The organism is Streptomyces sp. NPDC014727 (assembly GCF_043083485.1).
Classification (GTDB): Bacteria; Actinomycetota; Actinomycetes; order Streptomycetales; family Streptomycetaceae; genus Streptomyces.
Genome location: NZ_JBIBYR010000001.1, coordinates 41,522 through 62,059, shown reverse-complemented (window position 1 = coordinate 62,059; position 20,538 = coordinate 41,522). Strand labels below are relative to the sequence as shown.

The window sequence follows — 20,538 nt, the reverse complement described above, 5'->3', positions numbered from 1 at the left end:
CGGACCATTCACAAGAGAGAGTGTGAGGGTGCTCGTACTCGTCGCTCCCGGCCAAGGCGCTCAGACGCCCGGCTTCCTGACTCCCTGGCTCGACCTCCCCGGTGCCACCGACCGCATCGCGGCCTGGTCCGACGCCATCGGGCTCGACCTCGCCCACTACGGCACCAAGGCCGACGCGGAGGAGATCCGTGACACCGCGGTGGCGCAGCCGCTGCTGGTCGCCGCCGGTCTGCTGTCCGCCGCCGCACTCAACGCATCGCCTGACATCGTCGCGGGTCACAGCGTTGGTGAGATCACCGCAGCCGCCCTCGCCGGAGTCATCGGCGACGAGGCCGCGCTGCGTCTCGTCCGTACCCGTGGGCTCGCCATGGCCGACGCCGCCGCGGTCACCGAGACCGGTATGGCCGCGTTGCTGGGCGGCGCCCCCGAGGTGACGGTCCCTCATCTGGAGAAGCTCGGGCTGACCCCGGCGAACGTCAACGGAGGCGGCCAGATCGTCGCCGCCGGTACCGCCGCGCAGATCGCCGCGCTGACCGAGGACATGCCCGAGGGCGTGCGTCGCGTGGTACCCCTCAAGGTCGCCGGTGCCTTCCACACGCACCACATGGCACCCGCCGTCGACCGGCTGCGCGAGGCCGCGTTGGCGCTGAAGATCGCCGACCCGACCGTGACGTACGTCTCGAACGCCGACGGGAAGGCCGTCGCCATCGGCGACGAGGTCATCTCGCGGCTGGTCGGCCAGGTGGCCAACCCGGTCCGCTGGGACCTGTGCATGGAGACCTTCAAGGAGATGGGCGTCACGGCTCTCATCGAGGCGTGCCCCGGTGGCACCCTCACGGGTCTCGCCAAGCGCGCGCTGCCCGGTGTGCAGACGCTCGCGCTCAAGACCCCCGACGACCTCGACGCCGCCCGCGCGCTCGTCATCGAGCACGCAGGCGCCTAAGGAGCCCGAGAGCATGTCGAAGATCAAGCCCAGCAAGGGCGCCCCGTACGCACGCATCATGGGTGTCGGCGGCTACCGTCCGACCCGGGTCGTGCCCAACGAGGTGATCCTCGAAACGATCGACTCGTCCGACGAGTGGATCCGCTCGCGCTCCGGCATCGCCACCCGCCACTGGGCGAACGACGAGGAGACCGTCGCCGCGATGTCGATCGAGGCGTCCGGCAAGGCCATCGCCGACGCCGGGATAAGCCCCGACCGGATCGGCGCCGTGGTCGTCTCCACCGTCTCGCACTTCGCGCAGACGCCCGCCATCGCCACCGAGATCGCCGACAAGCTGGGCACCGACAAGGCCGCCGCGTTCGACATCTCGGCCGGCTGCGCCGGCTTCGGGTACGGACTGACCCTCGCCAAGGGCATGATCGTCGAGGGCTCGGCGGAGTACGTCCTGGTCATCGGCGTGGAGCGGCTGTCGGACCTGACCGACCTGGAGGACCGGGCGACGGCCTTCCTGTTCGGTGACGGCGCCGGCGCCGTCGTGGTCGGCCCGTCCGAGGAGCCCGCGATCGGCCCGACCGTGTGGGGTTCCGAGGGCGACAAGGCCGCCACGATCAAGCAGACCGTGTCCTGGGACAAGTTCCGCATCGGCGACGTGTCGCAGCTGCCGCTCGACTCCCGGGGCAACGTCAAGTTCCCGGCCATCACGCAGGAGGGCCAGGCGGTCTTCCGCTGGGCCGTCTTCGAGATGGCGAAGGTCGCCCAGCAGGCGCTGGACGCGGCCGGGATCGCCCCGGAAGACCTGGACGTCTTCATTCCGCACCAGGCCAACATGCGGATCATCGACTCGATGGTGAAGACCCTGAAGCTGCCGGAGAGCGTCACGGTCGCCCGTGACGTGGAGACCACCGGCAACACCTCCGCCGCCTCGATTCCGCTCGCCATGGAGCGGCTCCTGGCGACCGGTCAGGCGAAGAGCGGCGACACCGCGCTCGTCATCGGCTTCGGGGCGGGTCTCGTCTACGCCGCGACGGTCGTTACCCTCCCCTAGGCACACCAGGCCTTTTTCGGCCCGGACGCCAGAACCCAGCAGATAAACATCGAAGGAGCGCCAACATGGCCGCCACTCAGGAAGAGATCGTCAAGGGTCTCGCCGAGATCGTCAACGAGATCGCCGGCATCCCGGTCGAGGACGTCCAGCTGGACAAGTCCTTCACCGACGACCTGGACGTCGACTCGCTGTCCATGGTCGAGGTCGTCGTCGCCGCCGAGGAGCGTTTCGACGTCAAGATCCCCGACGAGGACGTCAAGAACCTCAAGACGGTCGGCGACGCTGCCGAGTACATCCTCAAGCACCAGGCCTGATCAGGCCGGCTCTGTGTCGCCACCCGGCGGTGGCGCCGCTGATTCACGACCCTCTACACGTGGAGAAGATTTTCCAGTGAACTCGACCAATCGCACCGTGGTCGTCACCGGTATCGGCGCAACCACTCCGCTGGGTGGCGACTCGGCGTCGACCTGGGAAGGTCTGATGGCCGGTCGTTCCGGCGTCAAGCCTCTTGAGGGCGAACGTTTCGCCGAGTTGCCCGTCAAGATCGCCGCGCTCGCGGCGGTCGACCCGGGCGACGTCCTGCCCCGTCCGCTCGCCCGCAAGCTGGACCGCTCGGCGCAGTTCGCGCTGATCGCGGCCCGCGAGGCCTGGGCGGACGCCGGTTTCACCGGCAAGGCCGGTGAGGACGACGCGATCCGGCCCGAGCGGCTGGGTTCGGTCATCGCCTCCGGTATCGGCGGCGTGATCACCCTGCTCGACCAGTACGACGTGCTCAAGGAGAAGGGCGTACGCCGCGTCTCCCCGCACACCGTGCCCATGCTCATGCCCAACGGCCCGGCCGCCAACGTCGGCCTGGAGGTCAACGCCCAGGCCGGTGTGCACACTCCGGTCTCCGCCTGCGCCTCGGGCGCCGAGGCGATCGGGTATGCCGTCGAGATGATCCGCACCGGCCGCGCCGATGTGGTCCTCGCCGGTGGCACCGAGGCGGCGATCCACCCGCTGCCGATCGCCGCGTTCGCCAACATGATGGCGATGTCCAAGAACAACGACGAGCCCGAGAAGGCCTCCCGTCCGTACGACACCGGCCGTGACGGCTTCGTGCTCGGCGAGGGTGCCGGCGTCGTCGTGCTGGAGTCCGCGGAGCACGCCGCCGCGCGTGGCGCCAAGATCTACTGCGAGGTGCTGGGCCAGGGACTGTCCGCCGACGCCCACCACATCGCGCAGCCCGAGCCGACGGGTCGCGGCATCGCCGCCGCGCTGCAGAACCTGCTGGACCAGACGGACCTCAAGCCGTCCGAGGTCGTGCACCTGAACGCGCACGCCACCTCGACGCCGCAGGGCGACGTCGCGGAGCTGAAGGCGCTGCGCAAGGTTCTGGGCGACGACCTCGACCATGTCGCGATCTCCGCGACGAAGTCGATGACCGGTCATCTCCTCGGTGGCGCCGGCGGCATCGAGACCGTCGCGACGGTCCTGGCGCTGCACCACCGGGTGGCTCCGCCGACGATCAACGTGGAACACCTCGACGAGGAGGTGGAGGCGGACATCGTGCGCGACACGCCTCGGCCGCTGCCGGAGGGGCCGATCGCCGCGATCAACAACTCCTTCGGATTCGGCGGGCACAACGTGGTCCTGGCGTTCCGCAGCGTCTGACCTGCGGTCCGCGTCCCGGTACACCGAAACCCGTCTCCCCAGCTGGGGAGACGGGTTTCGTCCGTTGCACGGGGCGTTTCGGGGGCTCCGCCCCCGGACGCTCCTCAAGGCCCGGAGGGGCTGGATTTCGCGCCCTCACACCACCTGGTGGAGCCACCTCACGGGTGCGCCCTCGCCCGCGTGACGGAAGGGCTCCAGTTCGTCGTCCCACGGCTTGCCGAGCAGCTTGGCGATCTCGGCCTCCAGGTCGGTCTCGCCCCGGACGGAGCGCGCCAGCGCGGCCCGCAGCCGGTCCTCGGGCACCAGGATGTCGCCGTGCATGCCGGTGACGGCGTGAAAGATGCCCAGTCCGGGCGTGGAGCTGTAGCGCTCGCCCTCCGTGGTGGGGCTCGGCTCCGCCGTCACCTCGAAGCGCAGCAGATCCCAGCCGCGCAGCGCGGAGGCCAGTTTCGACGCCGTGCCGGGGCGGGCCTGCCAGGAGAACTCGGACCGCCAGGTGCCGGGCGCGGCCGGCTGTCTGATCCAGTCGAGCTGGACGCGCACACCGAGGACGCCCGCCACCGCCCATTCGACATGGGGGCAGAGCGCGCGCGGTGCGGAGTGAACGTACAGAACTCCACGTGTCGTCACCGGGACCTCCAGTGTGGGACGAAGTTCGCCTTCCCCAGCGGCCTCGCGCCCGTACCGTCACTTCTCGGCCGGCTCCCGAGGTTGTCATCAGTAAACAGCATCGGGGTGAATCTCCTGAAAAGGGGCAGTACGTGACGTGATGTGATTTACAGAAAGCCACCCGAGTGGAGCCGGGCGAGGGTATGCGCCGCTGGTTCGACGAGGAAAAGCTACCGCGCGGCGGCGGTCGAGGTGTGACGTACGGTCGGTCCTGGGCACTTCATTCGCTGAGCTTTCACCCTGCGGGGCACCCGGTTCCCACACCTGGTGCCGCGAGGGATTGCCGGGGGCATAAACGAGGGGAACCAAGGGATGCAGGATCGTTCCGCCCGTCACCGTTCGCGCACCGCGACCGCTGTCCTGGCGGTGGTCTCGCTGCTCGGCGTCGCCGTACTGACCGGCTGCGACGCCGACCGGGACGGGACGACGAAGGGGTCGGCCTCCGGGCAGCGGCACCCATCCGCCAGGCCCGGTCCGGTCTGGGACCGCAGTCCGGGGTCGGTGGCCGCCGTCGGCGACTCCATCACCCGCGGCTTCGACGCCTGTTCGGTGCTGGCCGACTGCCCCGAGGTGTCCTGGGCGACCGGCACGGACAGCGAGGTGCGCAGCCTCGCCGTGCGGCTGCTCGGTGAGTCGGTGGCCGCCGCACGCAGCTGGAACCACGCCGCGACGGGGGCCAGGATCGCTCAGCTGCCCGAGCAGATGGCGCTGGCGGCGAAGGAGAAGCCGGATCTGGTGACGGTGATGATCGGCGCCAATGACGCCTGCCGGGACTCGGCACGGATCATGACGCCGGTGGCGGATTTCCGGTCGTCCTTCGAGGCGGCGATGCGTCAGTTGCGTGCCGGGGCACCGAAGGCGCAGGTGTACGTGTCGAGCGTGCCGGATCTCATGCGGCTCTGGCAGACGGGGCGCGGAAACGCGCTGGGCAAGCAGATCTGGAAGCTGGGGATCTGTCAGTCGATGCTGGGCGACGCGGACGACATGGGCGCGCAGGCCGTGGCCCGGCGCGCCTCGGTGCAGGAGCGGGTCGTGGCGTACAACGGGGTGCTGCGGGAGGTCTGTGCCAAGGATCTGCGCTGCCGTTACGACGGCGGTGCGGTCTACGGCTACCGGTTCACCGGCAAGCAGCTCAGCCAGTGGGACTGGTTCCATCCGGGACGCAACGGACAGGCGCGGCTGGCGGAGATCGCCTACCGCAATGTCACCGCGGCCCGGCCGCCCGCGTAGGCTCCGTGATCATGGACACGGGTTCGAGCACAGTGCTGCGTACGGAAGAGTTCGGCACCCTCGCGGACGGTTCCGTCGTGCACCGCTGGACGCTGGAGCGGGACGGTACGCGGGTGCGCGTCCTGACGTACGGCGGCATCGTGCAGTCGGTCGAGGTGCCGGGCCGGGACGGGGCACGGGCGGATGTCGCGCTCGGGCTGCCGGACCTCGCCGGGTACGAGACGTGCTCCGGCCCCTACTTCGGGGCGCTGGTCGGGCGGTACGCGAACCGGATCGGCGGTGCCTGTTTCGAGCTGGACGGGTACACGCACCGGTTGACGCGGAACGAGGGGCGCAACCATGTGCACGGCGGGGCCAGGGGCTTCGACAAGCGCGTGTGGCGGGCGCGTGGGGTGGCCGACGGCGTCGAGCTGTCCCTGGTCTCCGAGGACGGCGAGGAGGGCTTCCCGGGGCGTCTGTCGGTATCGGCGACGTACACGCTGGACGAGGGCGGGGCGCTGCGGATCGTGTACCGGGCGACGACGGACGCCCCGACGGTGCTGAACCTGACGAATCACACGTACTGGAATCTCGCGGGCGCCGACAGTGGCAGCGCGCTCGGGCAGGTGCTGCGGATCGCGGCCGGGCGGATCACTCCGGCGGACGCCGAGTCGCTGCCGACGGGCGAGTTCCTGCCGGTGGACGGGACCCGGTTCGACTTCCGTGAGCCGAAGCCGGTGGGGGCGGGCTACGACCACAACTTCGTGCTGGACGGCTCCGGGGCGGGGCCCGCGGCCGAGCTGTACGACGCGACGTCGGGGCGAGTCCTGACCGTCACCACGACGGAACCGGGCATGCAGTTGTACACGGCGGACCACTTCGACGGCCGGCCGTTCGGCCCGTGCGCCGGGATCGCGCTGGAGACCCAGCACTTCCCGGACTCCCCGAACCGGCCCGGTTTCCCGAGCACGGTGCTGCGGCCGGGCGAGACGTACGTCTCGACGACGGTGTACGGATTCGCGGTGCGCTGAGCGGGGAAGGGCCCCGCAGCGGCGTCGGATGCCGCTGCGGGGCCCTCCCGTTCTTCCGTGGCCCGCTACTCCTTGACCTCCACGGCCGCCGTCAGACGTACGTCACCGAGCGAACGGGCCGCCTGCACCTCGTACGTGCCGGGGACGAGAGTCCAGTCGTACGCCGTCTCGTCCCAGATCTCGTACGCGCGCCGCTCCAGTGCGATCACCGCTTCGGCGCTCTCGCCGGGCGCCGCCTCGACCCGCGCGAAACCGGCCAGCCAGCGGACCGGGCGTTCGGCGGTGTCGTCCCGGGGTGCCAGGTAGAGCTGGACGGTCTCGGCGCCCGGCCGGGTACCGGTGTTGCGGAGGCGGACGGTGGCGGAGTCGGGGCCGGCCGTCAGGCTCTCGTACTCCCAGGTGGTGTAGCCGAGTCCGTGGCCGAAGGGGTACGCGGGCGCGGTGCCTGCCTTCTCCCAGGCCCGGTAGCCGACGAAGACACCCTCCTCGTAGCGGAGTTCGCCGTCGGTGGGCGTGGTGTTCGAGACCGGGACGTCGGCGAGCGCGACCGGCCAGGTGGTGGGGAGGCGGCCGCCGGGCTCCTCGGAGCCGAGCAGGACGTCGGCCAGCGCGTGGCCGGCCTCCTGGCCGGGGAACCAGCTGAGCAGGACCGCGGAGACCTCCTCGCGCCACGGAAGCTCCACCGGGGAACCGGAGTTGACGATCACGACGGTGTTCGGGTTGACGGCGGCGACGGCCCTGACCAGGTCGTCCTGGTGGCCGGGGAGCCTGAGGTCGGTGCGGTCGAAGCCTTCCGACTCGACGCGTTCGGTGGTGCCGACGACGACGATCGCGGTGGCCGCGGCACGGGCCGCCTCGACCGCCTCGGCAATCAGTTCGCGGGGGTCGCGGCGCGGGCCGAGGTGGCACAGGGAGAACGAGACGCCGGGGATCGGCGCGTCCTCGCCCAGGGTGTCGGGGACCTGTCGCAGCGACACCTCGACGGGTTCGCCCGCGGTGAGGGTGATCCGGCCGCGCTCCAGGGGGTTACCGAAGAACGCCTCGCCGGGGTCGGTGGAGCCGGTGACCCGGTGGACCTCGTCGTACAGGGTCTCGCCCGCGACGGTGAGGGTGAGCGCTCCGGTGCCGCGGGTACCGAAGACGTGCTCGCCGTCGTCGCGCGGGACGAAAGTGCCGGTGATCTCGACGCTGTGCAGCGTCTTGAGCGTCACGCCCGCGGGGAAGTCGTCACCGATCCACTGGAGGCTGCCGCCACGCAGTGGGGCCGAGCCGATGACGGTGCCGGAGGCGTCGTAACAGACGGCCCTCAGCTCGAAGCCCTTCTCGGCAGGGGTGAGTTCGTTGTTCGGGTCGGCGCCGACCCGGTAGTCGAGCACGTCCTCGGGGAGGGCGGCGGTGAGGCCGTCCAGCGGCGAGACGATGTGGTGCGGGAAGACCTGGGCGGAGCCGCCGCCGAGGACCCGGGCGTCCCGGGCGAGCGCCCCGCTGAGCGCGACCTTGCGCACGGTGGCCGGGTCGACGGGGAGCGCGGCGCGTTCGTTGCGCACGAGGACGAAGGAGCGGCGGGCGATCTCGCGGGCCAGCGCGTCGCCGTCGACGGTCGCGGGGTGCGCCGCCTCGTCGACGACGGGCGGGGCGCCGTCCAGGACGCCGACGCGGGCGGCCAGCCGCAGCACGTTCCGTACGGCACCGTCGACGACGGACTCCTCGACCTCACCGGCGCGCACGGCGTCGGCGAGCGCCTTGCCGTAGACGGTCTTCGGGCCCGGCATGGCGACGTCGAGGCCGCCCTTCGCGGCGGCGACGGTGGAGCGGGCGGCCAGCCAGTCGGAGACGATGTAGCCGTCGAAACCCCATTCGCCCCGCAGCACCGCGTTCTGCAGATAGCGGTGCTCGGTCATGGTGGAGCCGTTGACCCGGTTGTAGGCGGCCATGATGCCCCAGGGGTGGGCGTTCTTGACGATGCGTTCGAACGGGGCGAGATAGATCTCGCGCAGGGTGCGCGGGGCGACGAGGTTGTCGACGGTGAAGCGGTCGGTCTCGGCGTCGTTGGCGACGAAGTGCTTGACGGTGGTGCCGACACCGCCGTCCTGCACACCCCGCACATAGCCGGTGCCGATCTCGCCGGTGAGGTACGGGTCCTCGCTGTACGTCTCGAAGTGGCGCCCGCCGAGCGGGGAACGGTGGAGGTTCACGGTCGGAGCGAGGAGGACGTGCACTCCCTTGCGGCGGGCCTCCTGCGCCAGCAGCCGGCCGGCCCGGCGGGCCAGGGCCGGGTCCCAGGTCGCGGCGAGCGCGGTGGGCGAGGGCAGCGCGACGGAGGGGTCGTCGGCGCTCCAGGCGACCCCGCGGACGCCGATCGGCCCGTCGGACATCACCAGGGAGCGCAGCCCGACGGCGGGCAGCGCGGGCAGCGACCACATGTCCTGCCCGGCCAGCAGCCGCGTCTTGTCGTCGAGCCCGAGTGCGGACAGCGCCGCTTCGACCGCGGCCTCGCGGGTCGCATCCGGGTGGGTGGGGGTGGACGCGCCTGCCACGGCCGTACCTCCTCGTCGGTGTCCTGCACTGAATGTCTCCATAGTGACCGCATGACCGGTAGAGCAGTAGGCGTCGTTATCAATCTGTGATTTACCGGGATGGCGTACGGTCCTCGGTGCGGGACCGATGGAGCACCGAAAGGGGCCGAGGCGATGACGCGGGCCAGAAGCGCGGAGCGGCGGGCGGAGATTCTCCGCGCCGCTCTCGAAGTGATCGCCGAGCGCGGCTACCGGGGCGCCTCGCTGAGCGCCGTCGCCGAGCGGGTCGGCCTCAGCCAGCAGGGCCTCCTGCACTACTTCCCGACCAAGGAGGCGCTGCTCGTCGCCGTGCTGGAGCAGCGCGACCAGTGGGACACCGGCGGCGGGACCCGGAGCGACGGCAGATGGCGGCTCGATCTGCTGGCCTCACTGGTCGAGTACAACGCGATGCGACCCGGCATAGTCCAGACGTTCTCGGCGCTGCTCGGCGAGAGCGTGACGGAGGGTCACCCCGCGCGGGAGTTCTTCACCCACCGCTACACCCAGGTCCGGGCGAGCATGGCGACGACGCTGCGCGCGGAGTACGGCGAGCGGCTGCCGGGCGGCCTGACGCCGGAGCGCGCGGCGCCGCTGCTGGTGGCGGTGATGGACGGGCTTCAGTACCAGTGGCTGCTGGACCCGGACTCGGTGGACATGTCCGCGGTGTTCCAGGACTTCCTGACGCTGCTGGGGTCGCCGGAACCACACGTTCCAGAGAACCCCCAAACATGACACGGCCTGCGACGAAACCGGTACGACAAGATCGATGAACGTCACCTCCGGGTGATTTCCCAGTGGTCTACGCGCGTCCGGGCACAGGCGCCGTCCAGGACGCCCCAGGGTGGGGCGCATGACTTCCGAGACCGCCGGAGCTTCTTCCGGCCTGCCCTCCCGACGCACCATGATCACCGGCGCCGCCGCCGGCGCCGCCGCCCTTGCCTCGACCGCCGTCGGCGCCGCAAGTGCTGCCGCGCCCCGCGCCGTTGACGCCGCCGCATCCGGCGCCGCGCTCGCCCCGGCGGCCACCGGATCGGACTGGGCGGCCTGCCTGACCATCGCCCGCGCCATCCTCGTACGCGACGAACAGGACCAGCCGCTGGTCCCGCACTACCGCGACATCCTGCTGTCCAAGGGCCTGCCGCGCAGCCGCAAGGCCCCCAGGAAGGTGCTGGTCGTCGGCGCGGGCCCGGCCGGGCTCACCGCCGCCCATCTGCTCCGCAGCGCCGGACACACCGTCACCGTGATCGAGGCCAACGGCAACCGCGTCGGCGGCCGGATCAAGACCTTCCGCAAGGGCGGCCACGAGAACGCGAAGGCGCCGTTCGCGGACCCGCATCAGTACGCCGAAGCCGGCGCCATGCGGATCCCCGACAGCCACCCGCTGGTCACCGGACTCATCGACAGCTTCGAGCTGAAGCGCCGCCGCTTCTACCTGGTCGATGTCGACGCCGAGGGCCGGCCCGTCAACCGCACCTGGATCCACGTCAACGGCGTCCGGATGCGCAAGGCCGACTACGCGGCGAAGCCACAGGCGGTCAACCGCTCGTTCGGCGTTCCCGCCGAATTCGAGAACAAGACCGCCGCGACGATCGTGCGCGAGGCCTTCGCGCCCGTGCGCAAGGAGTTCGAGGGCAAGGAGGGCAGCGAACTCGTCCAGGGCTGGGCGCGGGTGATCCAGCGGTACGGGCACTGGTCGATGTACCGCTTCCTGACCGAGGCCGCCAAACTCGACGAGCGGACCATCGACCTCATCGGCACGGTCGAGAACCTCACCTCCCGGCTCCATCTCGCCTTTGTGCACAGCTTCATCGGTGCCTCGCTGATCAGCCCGGACACCGCGTTCTTCGAACTGCCCGGCGGCACGGCCACGCTCGCCGACGCGATGTACGAGCGGGTCAAGGACATCGTGCGGCTGGACCGCCGGGCCACCAGGATCAGCCACGGCGCGGGCGGCGTCCGGGTCGAGACGGTGTCCGAGGGCCGCGACGGCAAGCCGCTCGTGCGCGAGACGTTCACCGGCGACCGGGCGATCATCACCGTGCCGTTCTCCGGACTGCGCCACATCCCGGTCGCTCCCGCGCTCTCGTACGGCAAGCGGCGCGCGATCACCGAGATCCACTACGACGCGGCGACCAAGGTGCTGCTCGAATTCAGCCGCCGCTGGTGGGAGTTCGAGGAGAAGGACTGGAAGACCGAGCTGGAGCGGATCAGGCCCGGCCTGTACGACGCCTACCGCCGGGGCAAGGCACCGGCCGACGGCTCGCTGCTGGGCGCCCACCCCTCCGTAGCCCCCGGGCACCTCCCGCCCAACCAGCGCGTGCACTACGCGGCGTACCGCGCCGACGCCCGCAACCAGCCCGAGGCGGCGCACGTCATCGGCGGCGGATCGGTCACCGACAACCCCAACCGCTTCATGTTCCAGCCGTCCCACCCGGTCGAGAAGAGCGCGGGCGGCGTGGTCCTCGCCTCGTACAGCTGGGCCGACGACGCGTTGAAGTGGGACTCGCTGGACGACGACGAGCGCTATCCGCACGCCCTGGGCGGGGTGCAGGACGTGTACGGGCAGCGCGTCGAGGTCTTCTACACCGGCGTCGGCGCCACCCAGTCGTGGATGCGCGATCCGTACGCGTACGGCGAGGCGTCGGTGCTGCTGCCGGGCCAGCACACCGAGCTGTTCGCCGATGTGCGGTCGGTCGAGGGGCCGCTGCACTTCGCCGGCTGCCACACCTCGATCAAGCCGGCCTGGATCGAAGGGGCGTTGGAGTCCGCGGTCCGGTCCGCGCTGGAGGTGCACACCAGCTGACCCCCGTCGGGCGGGCGTCGCTCGGCGAGCCGGGAGGGTGCTGAAGATCTTGACGCGAGCCGGCCAGGATCTTCAGTGCCCGCCCAGGCCCAGGGTGACGCCCAGTCCGACGAGCACCGATCCGATGCCCCGGTTGAGGGCCTTCTGCCACCGCAGCATCGCGGTGCGCAGCCGCGCGTTCGAGAAGAACAGCGCGACCAGGCCGAACCAGCCGAGATGTGCGACGGACATGAACAACCCGTAACCGGCCTGCTCCCACAGGCCGGTCGTGGGCCCGACGACCTGGGTGAAGGTCGACACGACGAAGAGCGTGGTCTTGGGGTTCAGGACGTTGGTGAGGAAACCGGTGCGCAGGGCCGCGAGCCGGGTCAGCCGGGGTTTCGAGTCCAGGTCGATTCCGAGATCGTCGCGGGCGAGGAAGGTCCGTACCCCGATGTGGACGAGATAGGCCGCGCCGATCAGCTTGATCGCGGTGAACAGGGTGGTGGACGAGGCGATCAGCAGCCCGACGCCGAGCATCGTGTACGTGACGTGGACGAGCACACCCGCGGCGACTCCGACGGCGCCCAGCAGTCCCGTCGTACGGCCGTACAGGCAGCTGTTGCGGACGACCATCGCGAAGTCCGCGCCCGGACTGATGACGGCGAGGACGGTGATGACGGCGACGGCGACGATCTCGGCCATGGGGACGGATCCGCTCAGCTCTTGTCGAGGGTGTACGGGGCGGGGGCCGCGCCCTCGTCCTCGTCGGGCGCGACCAGGTCCCGGGCCAGCAGCGTGGCCCCGGCGACGGCGCCGGGCATCAGGAAGACGGCCACGAACGGGATCAGAAAGGCGAGCCCCAGCGGTACGCCGAAGCCGAGGGTCAGCATGCGGCGGCCGCGCAAAAGGTCGAGGCGGTCCTTCAGGATCATGCCGCGGCGCTGGAGCGCGACGGCGGTGAGCTCCTCGGAGAGGAAGTAGCCGGTGACGCAGAAGCCGATCACGGGGACGACGGTCTGGCCGACGACCGGAATGAACCCGAGGGCGAAGAGCAGCACCGAGTACAGCCCCACCCGCACCAGGACGCGGATGCTGTCGCGGGCGGAGATCCACAGCTCGCGCCGGAGCGACAGCCCGGACTCGGGGACCTCGCCGCCCTCCGTACGATCGACCTGCTCGGACAGCGACTCGTAGAAGGGCTGGCCGACCAGCAGCGTCACCGCGGTGAACGTGATCACCGCGAGGAAGAGCCCGAGGGCGAAGACCAGCACGGTCAGGGTGGTGCGGAGCAGACCGGTCCAGGGCGAGGACCAGTCGTCGGCGAAGGGCGTCGCCCAGCTCACCAGATCGTCGGCGCCGTAACCGAGGCCGACGAGCGCCGCCACGTACAGCACAAAGGTGATGAGGCCGGGCAGCAGCCCGAAGCCGAACCAGCGGCCGTGCCGGCCCACCCAGCGCTGTCCCTTTATCAAGTAGCCGAAACCCGCCCCTAGATCACGCATGGCGTCAGCGTACTGGGGGGGCCGGGGGCCGCTCCCGTCACGGTGCGGCCGGTGCACGGCCGAGGGCCGCACCCCGGCGGGGTGCGGCCCTCGGTCGGCGGTGAGCGGTCAGGCGACCGACAGCTCGACCTTGATGTTGCCGCGCGTGGCGTTCGAGTACGGGCACACCTGGTGGGCCTTCTCGACGAGCGACTGCGCGGTGGCGGCGTCGACGTTCGGGATGGTGGCGCTGATCGCGACCTCCAGGCCGAAGCCGCCCTCGGCGGTCTTGCCGATGGAGACCGCGGCCGTCACCGTGGAGCCGGAGATGTCGGCCTTCTCCTGACGGGCCACGACCCCGAGGGCGCCCTGGAAGCAGGCGCTGTAACCGGCCGCGAAGAGCTGCTCCGGGTTGGTGCCGGCGCCGCTGCCGCCCATGGCCTTGGGCGGGTTGACGATGACATCGAGGTTGCCGTCGTCGGACGAGACGCGGCCGTCACGGCCGTTCTCGGCGGTGGCGACGGCGGTGTAGGCAACGGTGATGTCCTGAAGAGCCATGTCGGAAATATCCTTCTGCTGTGCGCCGCGACTCGCGCCCACGATCGCGACGGCCTGTGGATGAGCCTAACGCCTGCGCCGGAACGGCTGTCAGGCGAGCGAAACGATCATCTTCCCGGTGTTCTCGCCGCGCAGCAGACCGAGGAAGGCGTCGAAGCCGTTCTCGACGCCCTCGACGAAGGTCTCGCGGTACTTCAGCTCGCCCGAGGCCAGCCAGCCGGCGACCTCCTGGACGAACTGCGGCTGGAGCGCGGCATGATCGCCGACGAGCATGCCCTGGATGCGCAGCCGCTTGCCGATGACCAGCGCGAGGTTGCGCGGGGCGGGGGTCGGCTCGGTGGCGTTGTACTGGGCGATCATTCCGCAGACGGTGACGCGGCCGTGCACATGGAGCGAGGAGATCGCCGCTTCGAGGTGCTCGCCACCGACATTGTCGAAGTAGACGTCGATGCCGTCGGGGGCGGCTGCGCGCAGCTGCTCGGCGACCGGGCCGTTCTTGTAGTTGAAGGCCGCGTCGAAGCCGTACTCCTCCACGAGGAGCTTGACCTTCTCGTCGGAACCGGCCGAGCCGATGACCCGCGAGGCACCCTTGAGCTTCGCCATCTGGCCGACCTGGCTGCCGACCGCACCGGCCGCGCCGGAGACGAAGACGGCGTCGCCCGCCTTGAACGAGGCGACCTCGAACAGCCCCGCGTAGGCGGTGAGTCCGGTCATGCCGAGCACGCCGAGATAGGCGGAGAGCGGGGCGAGCGACGGGTCGACCTTCACGGCGCGCTCGGCCGGGACCTCGGCGTACTCGCGCCAGCCGAGGCCGTGCAGGACGTGGTCGCCGACCGCGATGCCCTGCGCGTTCGAGGCGATGACCTCGCCCACCGCGCCGCCGTCCATGGGGTGGTCGAGCTCGAAGGGCGGAACGTACGACTTCACGTCGTTCATCCTTCCCCTCATGTAGGGGTCGACCGAGAAGTGCAGATTGCGGACCAGGACGCGGCCCTCGCCGGGGGCGGTGACCGGGGCCTCACGCAGCGCGAAGTCCTCGGCCTTCGGCCAGCCGTGGGGGCGGGCGACCAGATGCCATTCGCGGCCGGACGTGGGAAGTGCTGCAGACATGGGCTCGGGGTCTCCTCAATGCCTCACGGGGTGGGGGAGGCTTCGCCGGCCGGCCGAAACCGGACGGGAAACCGAAAATGCTTCATGATGTGAAACAACCATGCTCCTGAATATTTCATATTGTCAAGTAACTGGTTATCCTGGGTGTCATGGCCACCCCCCGGACAGACCCGCTGACCCTCGAAGTCGTCGAACTCATCGGCACCGTCGTGGCGCGCTACTACGAGGAGTACGACGAGGCCGCGGCGGCCCACTCGCTCACCGGTGCCCAGGCGCGCGTCCTGGGGCTGCTCTCCCTGGAACCGATGCCCATGCGCAGGATCGCCAAGAAGCTGAAGTGCGAGCCGTCGAACGTCACCGGGATCGTCGACCGGCTGGAGTCGCGCGGTCTGGTCGAGCGCAGGCCGGATCCGGCCGACCGGCGGGTGAAGCTGGCCGCCCCGACGGAGAAGGGTGCCCGCACGGCTCAGCAGCTGCGCGATTCGCTCACCTTCGCCCGGGAGCCCCTGGCCGAGCTGTCGGACGAGGACCGGGCCGTGCTGCGGGACCTGCTGCGGAGGATGCTGGGCGAGTCGGGCCCGTCCGGCGGCTGAGGCCCGTCCGGCGGCTGAGGCCCGTCCGGCGGCTGAGGACGTGGCGCGGCCTCGGGCCACGCGACCGGACGGCGCTACGGACCGCTCACGAACAGAAGAAGAGGAACCAGCACGTCTCGGACCGGGTCGGTGCCGGGGTGGGGCTGGGGCCGGCGCTGGGCGACGTCGCCGGTGCCGGCCGGGTCGGACCACCGCCGGGCCGGGCGGTGTCCGACGGGTCGGCGGGCGTTTCCTCGTCGGCCCCGAGGTCGGGGTCGGGGTCGGGGTCGGGCGACGGATCATCCGTGGCGCCCGGGGGCGCGGCGGAGGCCGGGCCGGGCTCGGCGCCGGAGCCTTCGGGGCGGGCGTCGCCGGTCGCCGTGCCCGCGCCCGCACCCGTGGCGTCGGCGCGATGCGCATCGGTGACCGGGAGCACGGAGGGGTCGTCGACCGGACCGGGCCGCTCGGGCGCGTCGCTCGCCGAGGGGTCCGGGGCCGGTTCGGACGTGACCTCGGTCGATTCGCGTACGTAGTCCGAGGCGCGGTCGTCGCCGTTCGGCTCGATGGCCAGCTGGGCCAGGCTCAGCACCCCGGCGGCGAGCACCACGCCGAGGACGGCGAACAGGGCCGTCCGGCCGCGGCGACGGTGCGCGCGCCGGCCGCGCCCCTCCCGGGCGGCGGGCCCCTCTCCCCCGCCCCGTCGGTCCGCCCCGCGGGATCCGTGGCCGGCGCGCGCGGGCCGGTCGGCACCGTGCCCCCGGCGGCGACGGCCGCCGGGACGGGGCGGTGCGGGCGTCTCATGCACCGCGTCCGGCTCGTGACCGGAGAACGCGGGCGCGACGTACGGGCTCAGCGCCTCGACGGGGGTTCCGCATCCGGCACAGGCCAGGGCACCGTTGAGATGCCGCTGACACGGGTGGCAATAATCCATGGCGCCCGCAGATTAGATGCCTGTCGGGCAATACAGAAAGCCGCTCGTGTGAGGGTTCTGTGTGGAACTGTTGATTCCGTGACCGCGCCTCCGCCTTTCGGCCCTCGTGAGTTCCAGCTCGTCCTGCTGCGCCGGATGGCCGACCATCAACCGGATCTCGTCGCCGACGCACGGCAGGAGCTGAGCGCCTCGCTCGCCGAGATGCGCGAGGCCAACCGCCGCTGGCAGGCCATGGTGCGGGCGCCCCGCGGACGGGGCGCCCTGCGCCGCTACCGTTCGGTGCTCGGCGCGCCCGAATCGTCCACGCACCGCACGATCGGCGATCTGGAGTGCGACGCGCTGCTGTGGCCGGTGCCGCTCTGGCCGGATCTGCGTTTCGAGGTGATGGTCGCGCCGGGCGGGGCGGTATGGAACGAATGGCTGGTCCGGACGCCGGGGAGGGCAGGTCCCGAGCTGCGCGCGGTCGAGGATCTGCGTCCCTGGTCGGCCACGGTGGACGAGGTCGCACAGGCCTTCGCACCGGCCCGCCCGATGGAGGGCAGCGCGCCGACCCGGTGGGCACTCGCGATCACCGCGCCCGGAACGGGTGAATGCCATGTCGCGGAATTCACCTGGGGGCTGTTCCAGCGACTGCTGCCCGGCTGACCTCCGCGTACGCCGCTCCTCTGTCACCCCGTCAGCCCCGTCCCTCCTACGGCTCACCCCGACGCGCGCGATGACTCCGAACGGCGCACGATGCCAGGAGAGCCGGCTGCCGCCGGTACCCCCATCCGCGCTCCCGGGAGAACCCGCCGTGACCGTCAGCCTTGAGCAATTGCGCCGTTGCCATGTCGCCGTCGACCTCGGGGCCGCCCGGACCCGTGTGTACGTCAAGGGGCCCGGACTCGTCGTCGACGAACCGAGCGCCGCCGCCGTGAACACCCGCACCGGCTCACTCATCGCCGTCGGCGAACTCGCCGAAAAGATGACGGGCCGCACCCCCGACTACATCCGGGTGGTCCGCCCGGTGACCGGCGGAACGGTCATCGACATCGAGATGGCCCAGCGCATGCTCCGCCAGCTGCTCGGCGAGAAGCTCCGCCGCCAACTGCGCCGCAAGCCCCGGCTGCGGGCCGCCGCCTGCACCCCGCACGACAGCGATCCGCTCGCCCAGCGGGCCGCCGTCGAAACCCTGGTCGGGCTGGGTGCCCGGCGGGTCGAGCTGGTCGACACACTGATCGCGGCGGCCGTCGGCTGCGGGCTCCCCGTCGAGCAGCCGACCGCCTCCATGATCATGGTGTGCGGGGCGGCGACCACCCAGATCGCCGTGCTCTCCCTCGGTTCGATCGTGACCGCCGTACGCATCCCGATCGGAGGCGACGCCATCGACCACGCGGTGATCCAGCATCTGCGCCAGCACCACGATCTGATGCTGCCGAGCCAGTCCGTACGCCCGCTGCAACTGGCGCTCAGCGGCGTCGGTCTGACCGCGCACGGTCCCGCCACGACCGAGATCCACGGCCGTGACGTGGCGACCGGCCTGGCCCGCTCGGTGCGCGTCGACACCGCCGCCGTGCGACAGTCCATCCACGCCCCGCTGACCGCGGTGCTCGACGGTCTCGGCAAGATCCTGCGGGACTGCCCGCCCGACCTGGTCGCCGACATCGCCGACTGCGGAATCATGATGGTCGGCGGCAGCGCGCTGCTGCCCGGTCTCGATCACATGCTGCGGGAGGCCACGGGCGTGCCCGTGCAGATCGCGGAGCGGCCCGACGTGTGCTCCGTGCTGGGACTCGGCGCGATGCTGGACGGTCAGATCCAGCCGCTGGTCCTCGACCCGCTCGCCTGCTGAACACCTCGGGGGGTGCGGCGCATGACCGAAGACGCGGCGAACACGGCCGCGGAGCCCTCGGACGAGGAAACGGCCGCCCCGTCCGGCACCGCGCCGTCGCCCCGGCTGCCGGTGCTCCTGGAAGCGGTGCTGAGTGTCGGCACCGATCTCGAACTGCGGGCCACTCTCCAGCAGCTCGTGGACAGCGCCACCGCGCTGACCGGCGCCCGGTACGGCGCGCTCGGCGTGCTCGATCCCGAACTCGGCACCATCAGCGAGCTGTTCACCTCCGGCCTCGACGACGCCGGGCGCCGGCGCATCGGCCGCCTCCCGGACGGACACACGGGGATGCTCGGCGTCCTCATCGACGAAGGGCAGCCGCTGCGCTGCGACGACCTGTCCGCCGACCCACGCTCCTGCGGGGTGCCGCCCGGCCATCCGCCCGCGCACTCCTTCCTCGGGGCGCCGATCCGGGTGCAGAGCCAGGTCTTCGGGAATCTCTACCTCACCGAGAAACGCACCGGCCGTTTCACCGACACGGACATGGCGCTGCTGCGGGTGCTGGCCTCGCAGGCCGGAATCGCGATCGGCAACGCCCGGCTGTACGAGGCGGCCCGGCAGCGGGAGCGCTGGATCGAGGGGGCGGCCGCCGTCACCACCACCCTTCTGACGGGCCGGAACGCGGCCGACGCGCTGATGACCGTCGCCGAAGCGGCCAGAACGCTCGCCGACGCCAGTGCCGGGGTGATCCTCCAGCCGAACGAGGAGGGCGGGATGGAGATCGTCACCGCGTCCACGCTCGACGACCCGGCCGGGATCGTCGGCACGACCATCGAGCCCGGCTCCGCCGTCCTGGTCCAACTGCTGGGCGGGGATCCGGTGTTCATCGAGGACTCGGCGACCGACCCCCGGATGACGACGCATGTGCGGTCGCGGTTCGGCCCCAGCATGATGCTGCCGCTGCAGAGCGGTGGGCGACTGATCGGCACTCTCGCCCTGCCCCGGCGACGCGGTGCCCGCCCGTACACGGCCGTGGACCGGCAGCTGGCCTCGCAGTTCGCCTCGCAGGCCGCGCTCGCCCTGGTCCTGGCGGACGCCCAGCACAACCGGGAACAGCTCGCGGTGTACGAGGACCGGGACCGGATCGCCCGGGATCTGCACGACCTGGTCGTCCAGCGGCTGTTCGCGACCGAGATGATGCTGGAGTCGACCCGCCGCAGGACCACCGCCCCACAGACCGATGAGCTGCTCGGCAGGGCCGTCGACGAGCTGGACTCGACCATTCAGGAAGTACGGACGGCGATCTTCGCCCTCCAGCAGCCGCCCGCCGAGTCCCCCGCCACCTTCCGCGGGCTGGTGCTGCGGGAGACCGGGGGCGCCGCGGCCGTCCTCGGCTTCCAGCCCTCGGTGCACTTCAACGGGGCGGTCGACGCCTTGGTCCGGGAGCCTGTGGACCGCCGGCTCCTCGCCGCGCTGCGCGGCGCGCTCGCCGCCGCGCACCGGCGGGCGGGAGTGTCGGCCATCGAGGTGGAGGTGGACGCGACGACGGTGCTGCCGGACGGGCGGCCCGCGGTACGGCTGGCCGTGGCCGACGACGGCCGCGACGAGGACGGCTCGCGCTCGTCGACCGTCATCTGGCAGGCGCCGCTCTGAGCGCGATGCGGGTGTTGGAGTGGGCGACACCCGCTTCCCGCTTCAGCCTGCGCAGCAGTCCGTCCAGGGCCGCGGTGTCGGCGACGGTGGCCCGCACGAGATAGTCGTGGCCGCCGGTCACATGGATCACCTCGGTGATGCCGGGCAGGGCGAGCACCGACCGCTCGAACACCTCGTTCGTCGTGTCGATCCGCAGTGTCACATCGATGAAGACGACCAGGCCCGTACGGGTGTCGGCGGCCGGATCGATGATCACGGTGAAGCCGCGGATGACACCGTCGCGCCGCAGCCGCCGCACCCGGTCGGCCGCGGCGTTCGCGCTGAGTCCCACCCGCACACCCAGATCGCGGTACGAGATCCGGGCATCCTCCTGCAGGATGCCGAGGATTTCCCTGTCCAGCCGGTCCATAGGGCGATTGTCGCAGCTTTGTCCGGTTCATGGCTTCGTACGTCGCGTCCGGAGCGGGTCCGAGGGCATCCCGCTCTCCCGCGGTACCCCGTGGCACTGCCTCGCATGGCGCATCCCGGCGGGC

20 protein-coding genes are annotated in these 20,538 nt (G+C 71.3%); 12 read left to right on the top strand and 8 right to left on the bottom strand.

Translation table 11 applies throughout. The annotated features are described in order from the left end of the window. Positions 1–28 precede the first annotated feature (28 nt). From ACF1B9_RS00275 to fabF, 4 genes are all read left to right on the top strand, one after another. Positions 29–943, top strand: coding sequence for an ACP S-malonyltransferase (locus ACF1B9_RS00275; protein ID WP_391742220.1), 915 nt, complete (start codon positions 29–31; stop codon positions 941–943). Between the two features lie 13 nt (positions 944–956). After that, complete coding sequence (locus ACF1B9_RS00270) at positions 957–1,988, top strand: ketoacyl-ACP synthase III (protein ID WP_391742221.1); 1,032 nt, start codon at positions 957–959, stop codon at positions 1,986–1,988. A gap of 65 nt (positions 1,989–2,053) precedes the next feature. Then, positions 2,054–2,302 (top strand): acyl carrier protein, encoded by a 249-nt coding sequence (locus tag ACF1B9_RS00265; protein WP_351075721.1) that lies wholly within the window; start codon positions 2,054–2,056, stop codon positions 2,300–2,302. Positions 2,303–2,378: 76 nt separating this feature from the next. After that, a complete protein-coding gene (fabF, locus tag ACF1B9_RS00260) occupies positions 2,379–3,641 on the top strand; it encodes a beta-ketoacyl-ACP synthase II (RefSeq protein WP_391742223.1) in 1,263 nt (420 codons plus the stop codon). 135 nt (positions 3,642–3,776) lie between these two features. On the opposite strand, the gene ACF1B9_RS00255 is transcribed toward fabF, so the two are convergent. After that, entirely contained in the window at positions 3,777–4,271 is a 495-nt protein-coding gene (locus ACF1B9_RS00255; protein WP_391742224.1) for a DUF3145 domain-containing protein, read from the bottom strand. 351 nt (positions 4,272–4,622) lie between these two features. Here ACF1B9_RS00255 and ACF1B9_RS00250 point away from each other — a divergent pair, with 351 nt between their 5' ends. Beyond that, positions 4,623–5,540 carry an SGNH/GDSL hydrolase family protein gene (locus ACF1B9_RS00250; RefSeq protein WP_391742225.1) on the top strand — a complete coding sequence of 306 codons (918 nt, stop codon included), beginning with the start codon at positions 4,623–4,625 and terminating at the stop codon, positions 5,538–5,540. A gap of 11 nt (positions 5,541–5,551) precedes the next feature. Then, complete coding sequence (locus ACF1B9_RS00245) at positions 5,552–6,550, top strand: aldose epimerase family protein (RefSeq protein WP_391742226.1); 999 nt, start codon at positions 5,552–5,554, stop codon at positions 6,548–6,550. Positions 6,551–6,615: 65 nt separating this feature from the next. Here ACF1B9_RS00245 and ACF1B9_RS00240 read toward each other — a convergent pair whose 3' ends face one another. Then, on the bottom strand, positions 6,616–9,087 hold the full coding sequence (locus tag ACF1B9_RS00240; protein WP_391742228.1) for a glycoside hydrolase family 3 protein: 2,472 nt from the start codon (positions 9,085–9,087) through the stop codon (positions 6,616–6,618). A gap of 153 nt (positions 9,088–9,240) precedes the next feature. Here ACF1B9_RS00240 and ACF1B9_RS00235 point away from each other — a divergent pair, with 153 nt between their 5' ends. Both ACF1B9_RS00235 and ACF1B9_RS00230 read left to right on the top strand, forming a co-directional pair. Next, positions 9,241–9,837 carry a TetR/AcrR family transcriptional regulator gene (locus ACF1B9_RS00235; protein WP_391742229.1) on the top strand — a complete coding sequence of 199 codons (597 nt, stop codon included), beginning with the start codon at positions 9,241–9,243 and terminating at the stop codon, positions 9,835–9,837. Between the two features lie 118 nt (positions 9,838–9,955). Next, positions 9,956–11,908: an FAD-dependent oxidoreductase gene (locus ACF1B9_RS00230; protein ID WP_391742231.1), complete on the top strand. Its 1,953-nt coding sequence runs from the start codon at positions 9,956–9,958 to the stop codon at positions 11,906–11,908. Between the two features lie 72 nt (positions 11,909–11,980). Here the strand turns inward: ACF1B9_RS00230 and ACF1B9_RS00225 are convergent, their stop codons facing one another. From ACF1B9_RS00225 to ACF1B9_RS00210, 4 genes are all read right to left on the bottom strand, one after another. Further along, positions 11,981–12,592, bottom strand: a complete 612-nt coding sequence (locus tag ACF1B9_RS00225) for a LysE family transporter (RefSeq protein WP_391742232.1) — start codon at positions 12,590–12,592, stop codon at positions 11,981–11,983. A 14-nt stretch (positions 12,593–12,606) separates the two neighbouring features. Continuing rightward, positions 12,607–13,392, bottom strand: coding sequence for an EI24 domain-containing protein (locus tag ACF1B9_RS00220; RefSeq protein WP_391742234.1), 786 nt, complete (start codon positions 13,390–13,392; stop codon positions 12,607–12,609). Between the two features lie 108 nt (positions 13,393–13,500). Beyond that, positions 13,501–13,929 (bottom strand): organic hydroperoxide resistance protein, encoded by a 429-nt coding sequence (locus ACF1B9_RS00215; RefSeq protein ID WP_351075695.1) that lies wholly within the window; start codon positions 13,927–13,929, stop codon positions 13,501–13,503. Positions 13,930–14,019: 90 nt separating this feature from the next. Continuing rightward, positions 14,020–15,039 carry an NADP-dependent oxidoreductase gene (locus ACF1B9_RS00210; protein WP_391742235.1) on the bottom strand — a complete coding sequence of 340 codons (1,020 nt, stop codon included), beginning with the start codon at positions 15,037–15,039 and terminating at the stop codon, positions 14,020–14,022. A gap of 149 nt (positions 15,040–15,188) precedes the next feature. Between ACF1B9_RS00210 and ACF1B9_RS00205 the strand changes: the two genes are divergently transcribed. Next, the gene (locus ACF1B9_RS00205) at positions 15,189–15,632 is read left to right on the top strand and encodes a MarR family winged helix-turn-helix transcriptional regulator (RefSeq protein ID WP_376217019.1); all 444 of its coding nucleotides are present in this window, start codon (positions 15,189–15,191) and stop codon (positions 15,630–15,632) included. 85 nt (positions 15,633–15,717) lie between these two features. On the opposite strand, the gene ACF1B9_RS00200 is transcribed toward ACF1B9_RS00205, so the two are convergent. Next, positions 15,718–16,542 (bottom strand): hypothetical protein, encoded by an 825-nt coding sequence (locus ACF1B9_RS00200; protein WP_391742236.1) that lies wholly within the window; start codon positions 16,540–16,542, stop codon positions 15,718–15,720. A gap of 78 nt (positions 16,543–16,620) precedes the next feature. On the opposite strand from ACF1B9_RS00200, the gene ACF1B9_RS00195 reads away from it, so the two are divergent. From ACF1B9_RS00195 to ACF1B9_RS00185, 3 genes are all read left to right on the top strand, one after another. Next, positions 16,621–17,187, top strand: a complete 567-nt coding sequence (locus ACF1B9_RS00195; protein ID WP_391742237.1) for a hypothetical protein — start codon at positions 16,621–16,623, stop codon at positions 17,185–17,187. Positions 17,188–17,335: 148 nt separating this feature from the next. Continuing rightward, positions 17,336–18,373, top strand: coding sequence for a rod shape-determining protein (locus ACF1B9_RS00190; RefSeq protein WP_391742238.1), 1,038 nt, complete (start codon positions 17,336–17,338; stop codon positions 18,371–18,373). A 21-nt stretch (positions 18,374–18,394) separates the two neighbouring features. After that, entirely contained in the window at positions 18,395–20,005 is a 1,611-nt protein-coding gene (locus tag ACF1B9_RS00185; protein ID WP_391742240.1) for a GAF domain-containing protein, read from the top strand. Here ACF1B9_RS00185 and ACF1B9_RS00180 read toward each other — a convergent pair. Beyond that, the gene (locus ACF1B9_RS00180) at positions 19,983–20,414 is read right to left on the bottom strand and encodes an Lrp/AsnC family transcriptional regulator (protein WP_351075681.1); all 432 of its coding nucleotides are present in this window, start codon (positions 20,412–20,414) and stop codon (positions 19,983–19,985) included. The two genes, ACF1B9_RS00185 and ACF1B9_RS00180, sit on opposite strands and share 23 nt — an antisense overlap. Positions 20,415–20,538 lie beyond the last annotated feature (124 nt).

Excerpts from the sequence above, each read along its gene's own strand:
- ACF1B9_RS00250 (WP_391742225.1), top strand. The coding sequence starts at position 4,623 with ATGCAGGATCGTTCCGCCCGTCACCGTTCGCGCACCGCGACCGCTGTC.
- ACF1B9_RS00200 (WP_391742236.1), bottom strand. The coding sequence starts at position 16,542 with ATGGATTATTGCCACCCGTGTCAGCGGCATCTCAACGGTGCCCTGGCC.
- ACF1B9_RS00235 (WP_391742229.1), top strand. The coding sequence starts at position 9,241 with ATGACGCGGGCCAGAAGCGCGGAGCGGCGGGCGGAGATTCTCCGCGCC.
- ACF1B9_RS00270 (WP_391742221.1), top strand. The coding sequence starts at position 957 with ATGTCGAAGATCAAGCCCAGCAAGGGCGCCCCGTACGCACGCATCATG.
- ACF1B9_RS00180 (WP_351075681.1), bottom strand. The coding sequence starts at position 20,414 with ATGGACCGGCTGGACAGGGAAATCCTCGGCATCCTGCAGGAGGATGCC.
- ACF1B9_RS00205 (WP_376217019.1), top strand. The coding sequence starts at position 15,189 with ATGGCCACCCCCCGGACAGACCCGCTGACCCTCGAAGTCGTCGAACTC.
- ACF1B9_RS00265 (WP_351075721.1), top strand. The coding sequence starts at position 2,054 with ATGGCCGCCACTCAGGAAGAGATCGTCAAGGGTCTCGCCGAGATCGTC.
- ACF1B9_RS00215 (WP_351075695.1), bottom strand. The coding sequence starts at position 13,929 with ATGGCTCTTCAGGACATCACCGTTGCCTACACCGCCGTCGCCACCGCC.
- ACF1B9_RS00225 (WP_391742232.1), bottom strand. The coding sequence starts at position 12,592 with ATGGCCGAGATCGTCGCCGTCGCCGTCATCACCGTCCTCGCCGTCATC.
- ACF1B9_RS00220 (WP_391742234.1), bottom strand. The coding sequence starts at position 13,392 with ATGCGTGATCTAGGGGCGGGTTTCGGCTACTTGATAAAGGGACAGCGC.
- ACF1B9_RS00230 (WP_391742231.1), top strand. The coding sequence starts at position 9,956 with ATGACTTCCGAGACCGCCGGAGCTTCTTCCGGCCTGCCCTCCCGACGC.
- ACF1B9_RS00210 (WP_391742235.1), bottom strand. The coding sequence starts at position 15,039 with ATGTCTGCAGCACTTCCCACGTCCGGCCGCGAATGGCATCTGGTCGCC.
- ACF1B9_RS00245 (WP_391742226.1), top strand. The coding sequence starts at position 5,552 with ATGGACACGGGTTCGAGCACAGTGCTGCGTACGGAAGAGTTCGGCACC.
- ACF1B9_RS00185 (WP_391742240.1), top strand. The coding sequence starts at position 18,395 with ATGACCGAAGACGCGGCGAACACGGCCGCGGAGCCCTCGGACGAGGAA.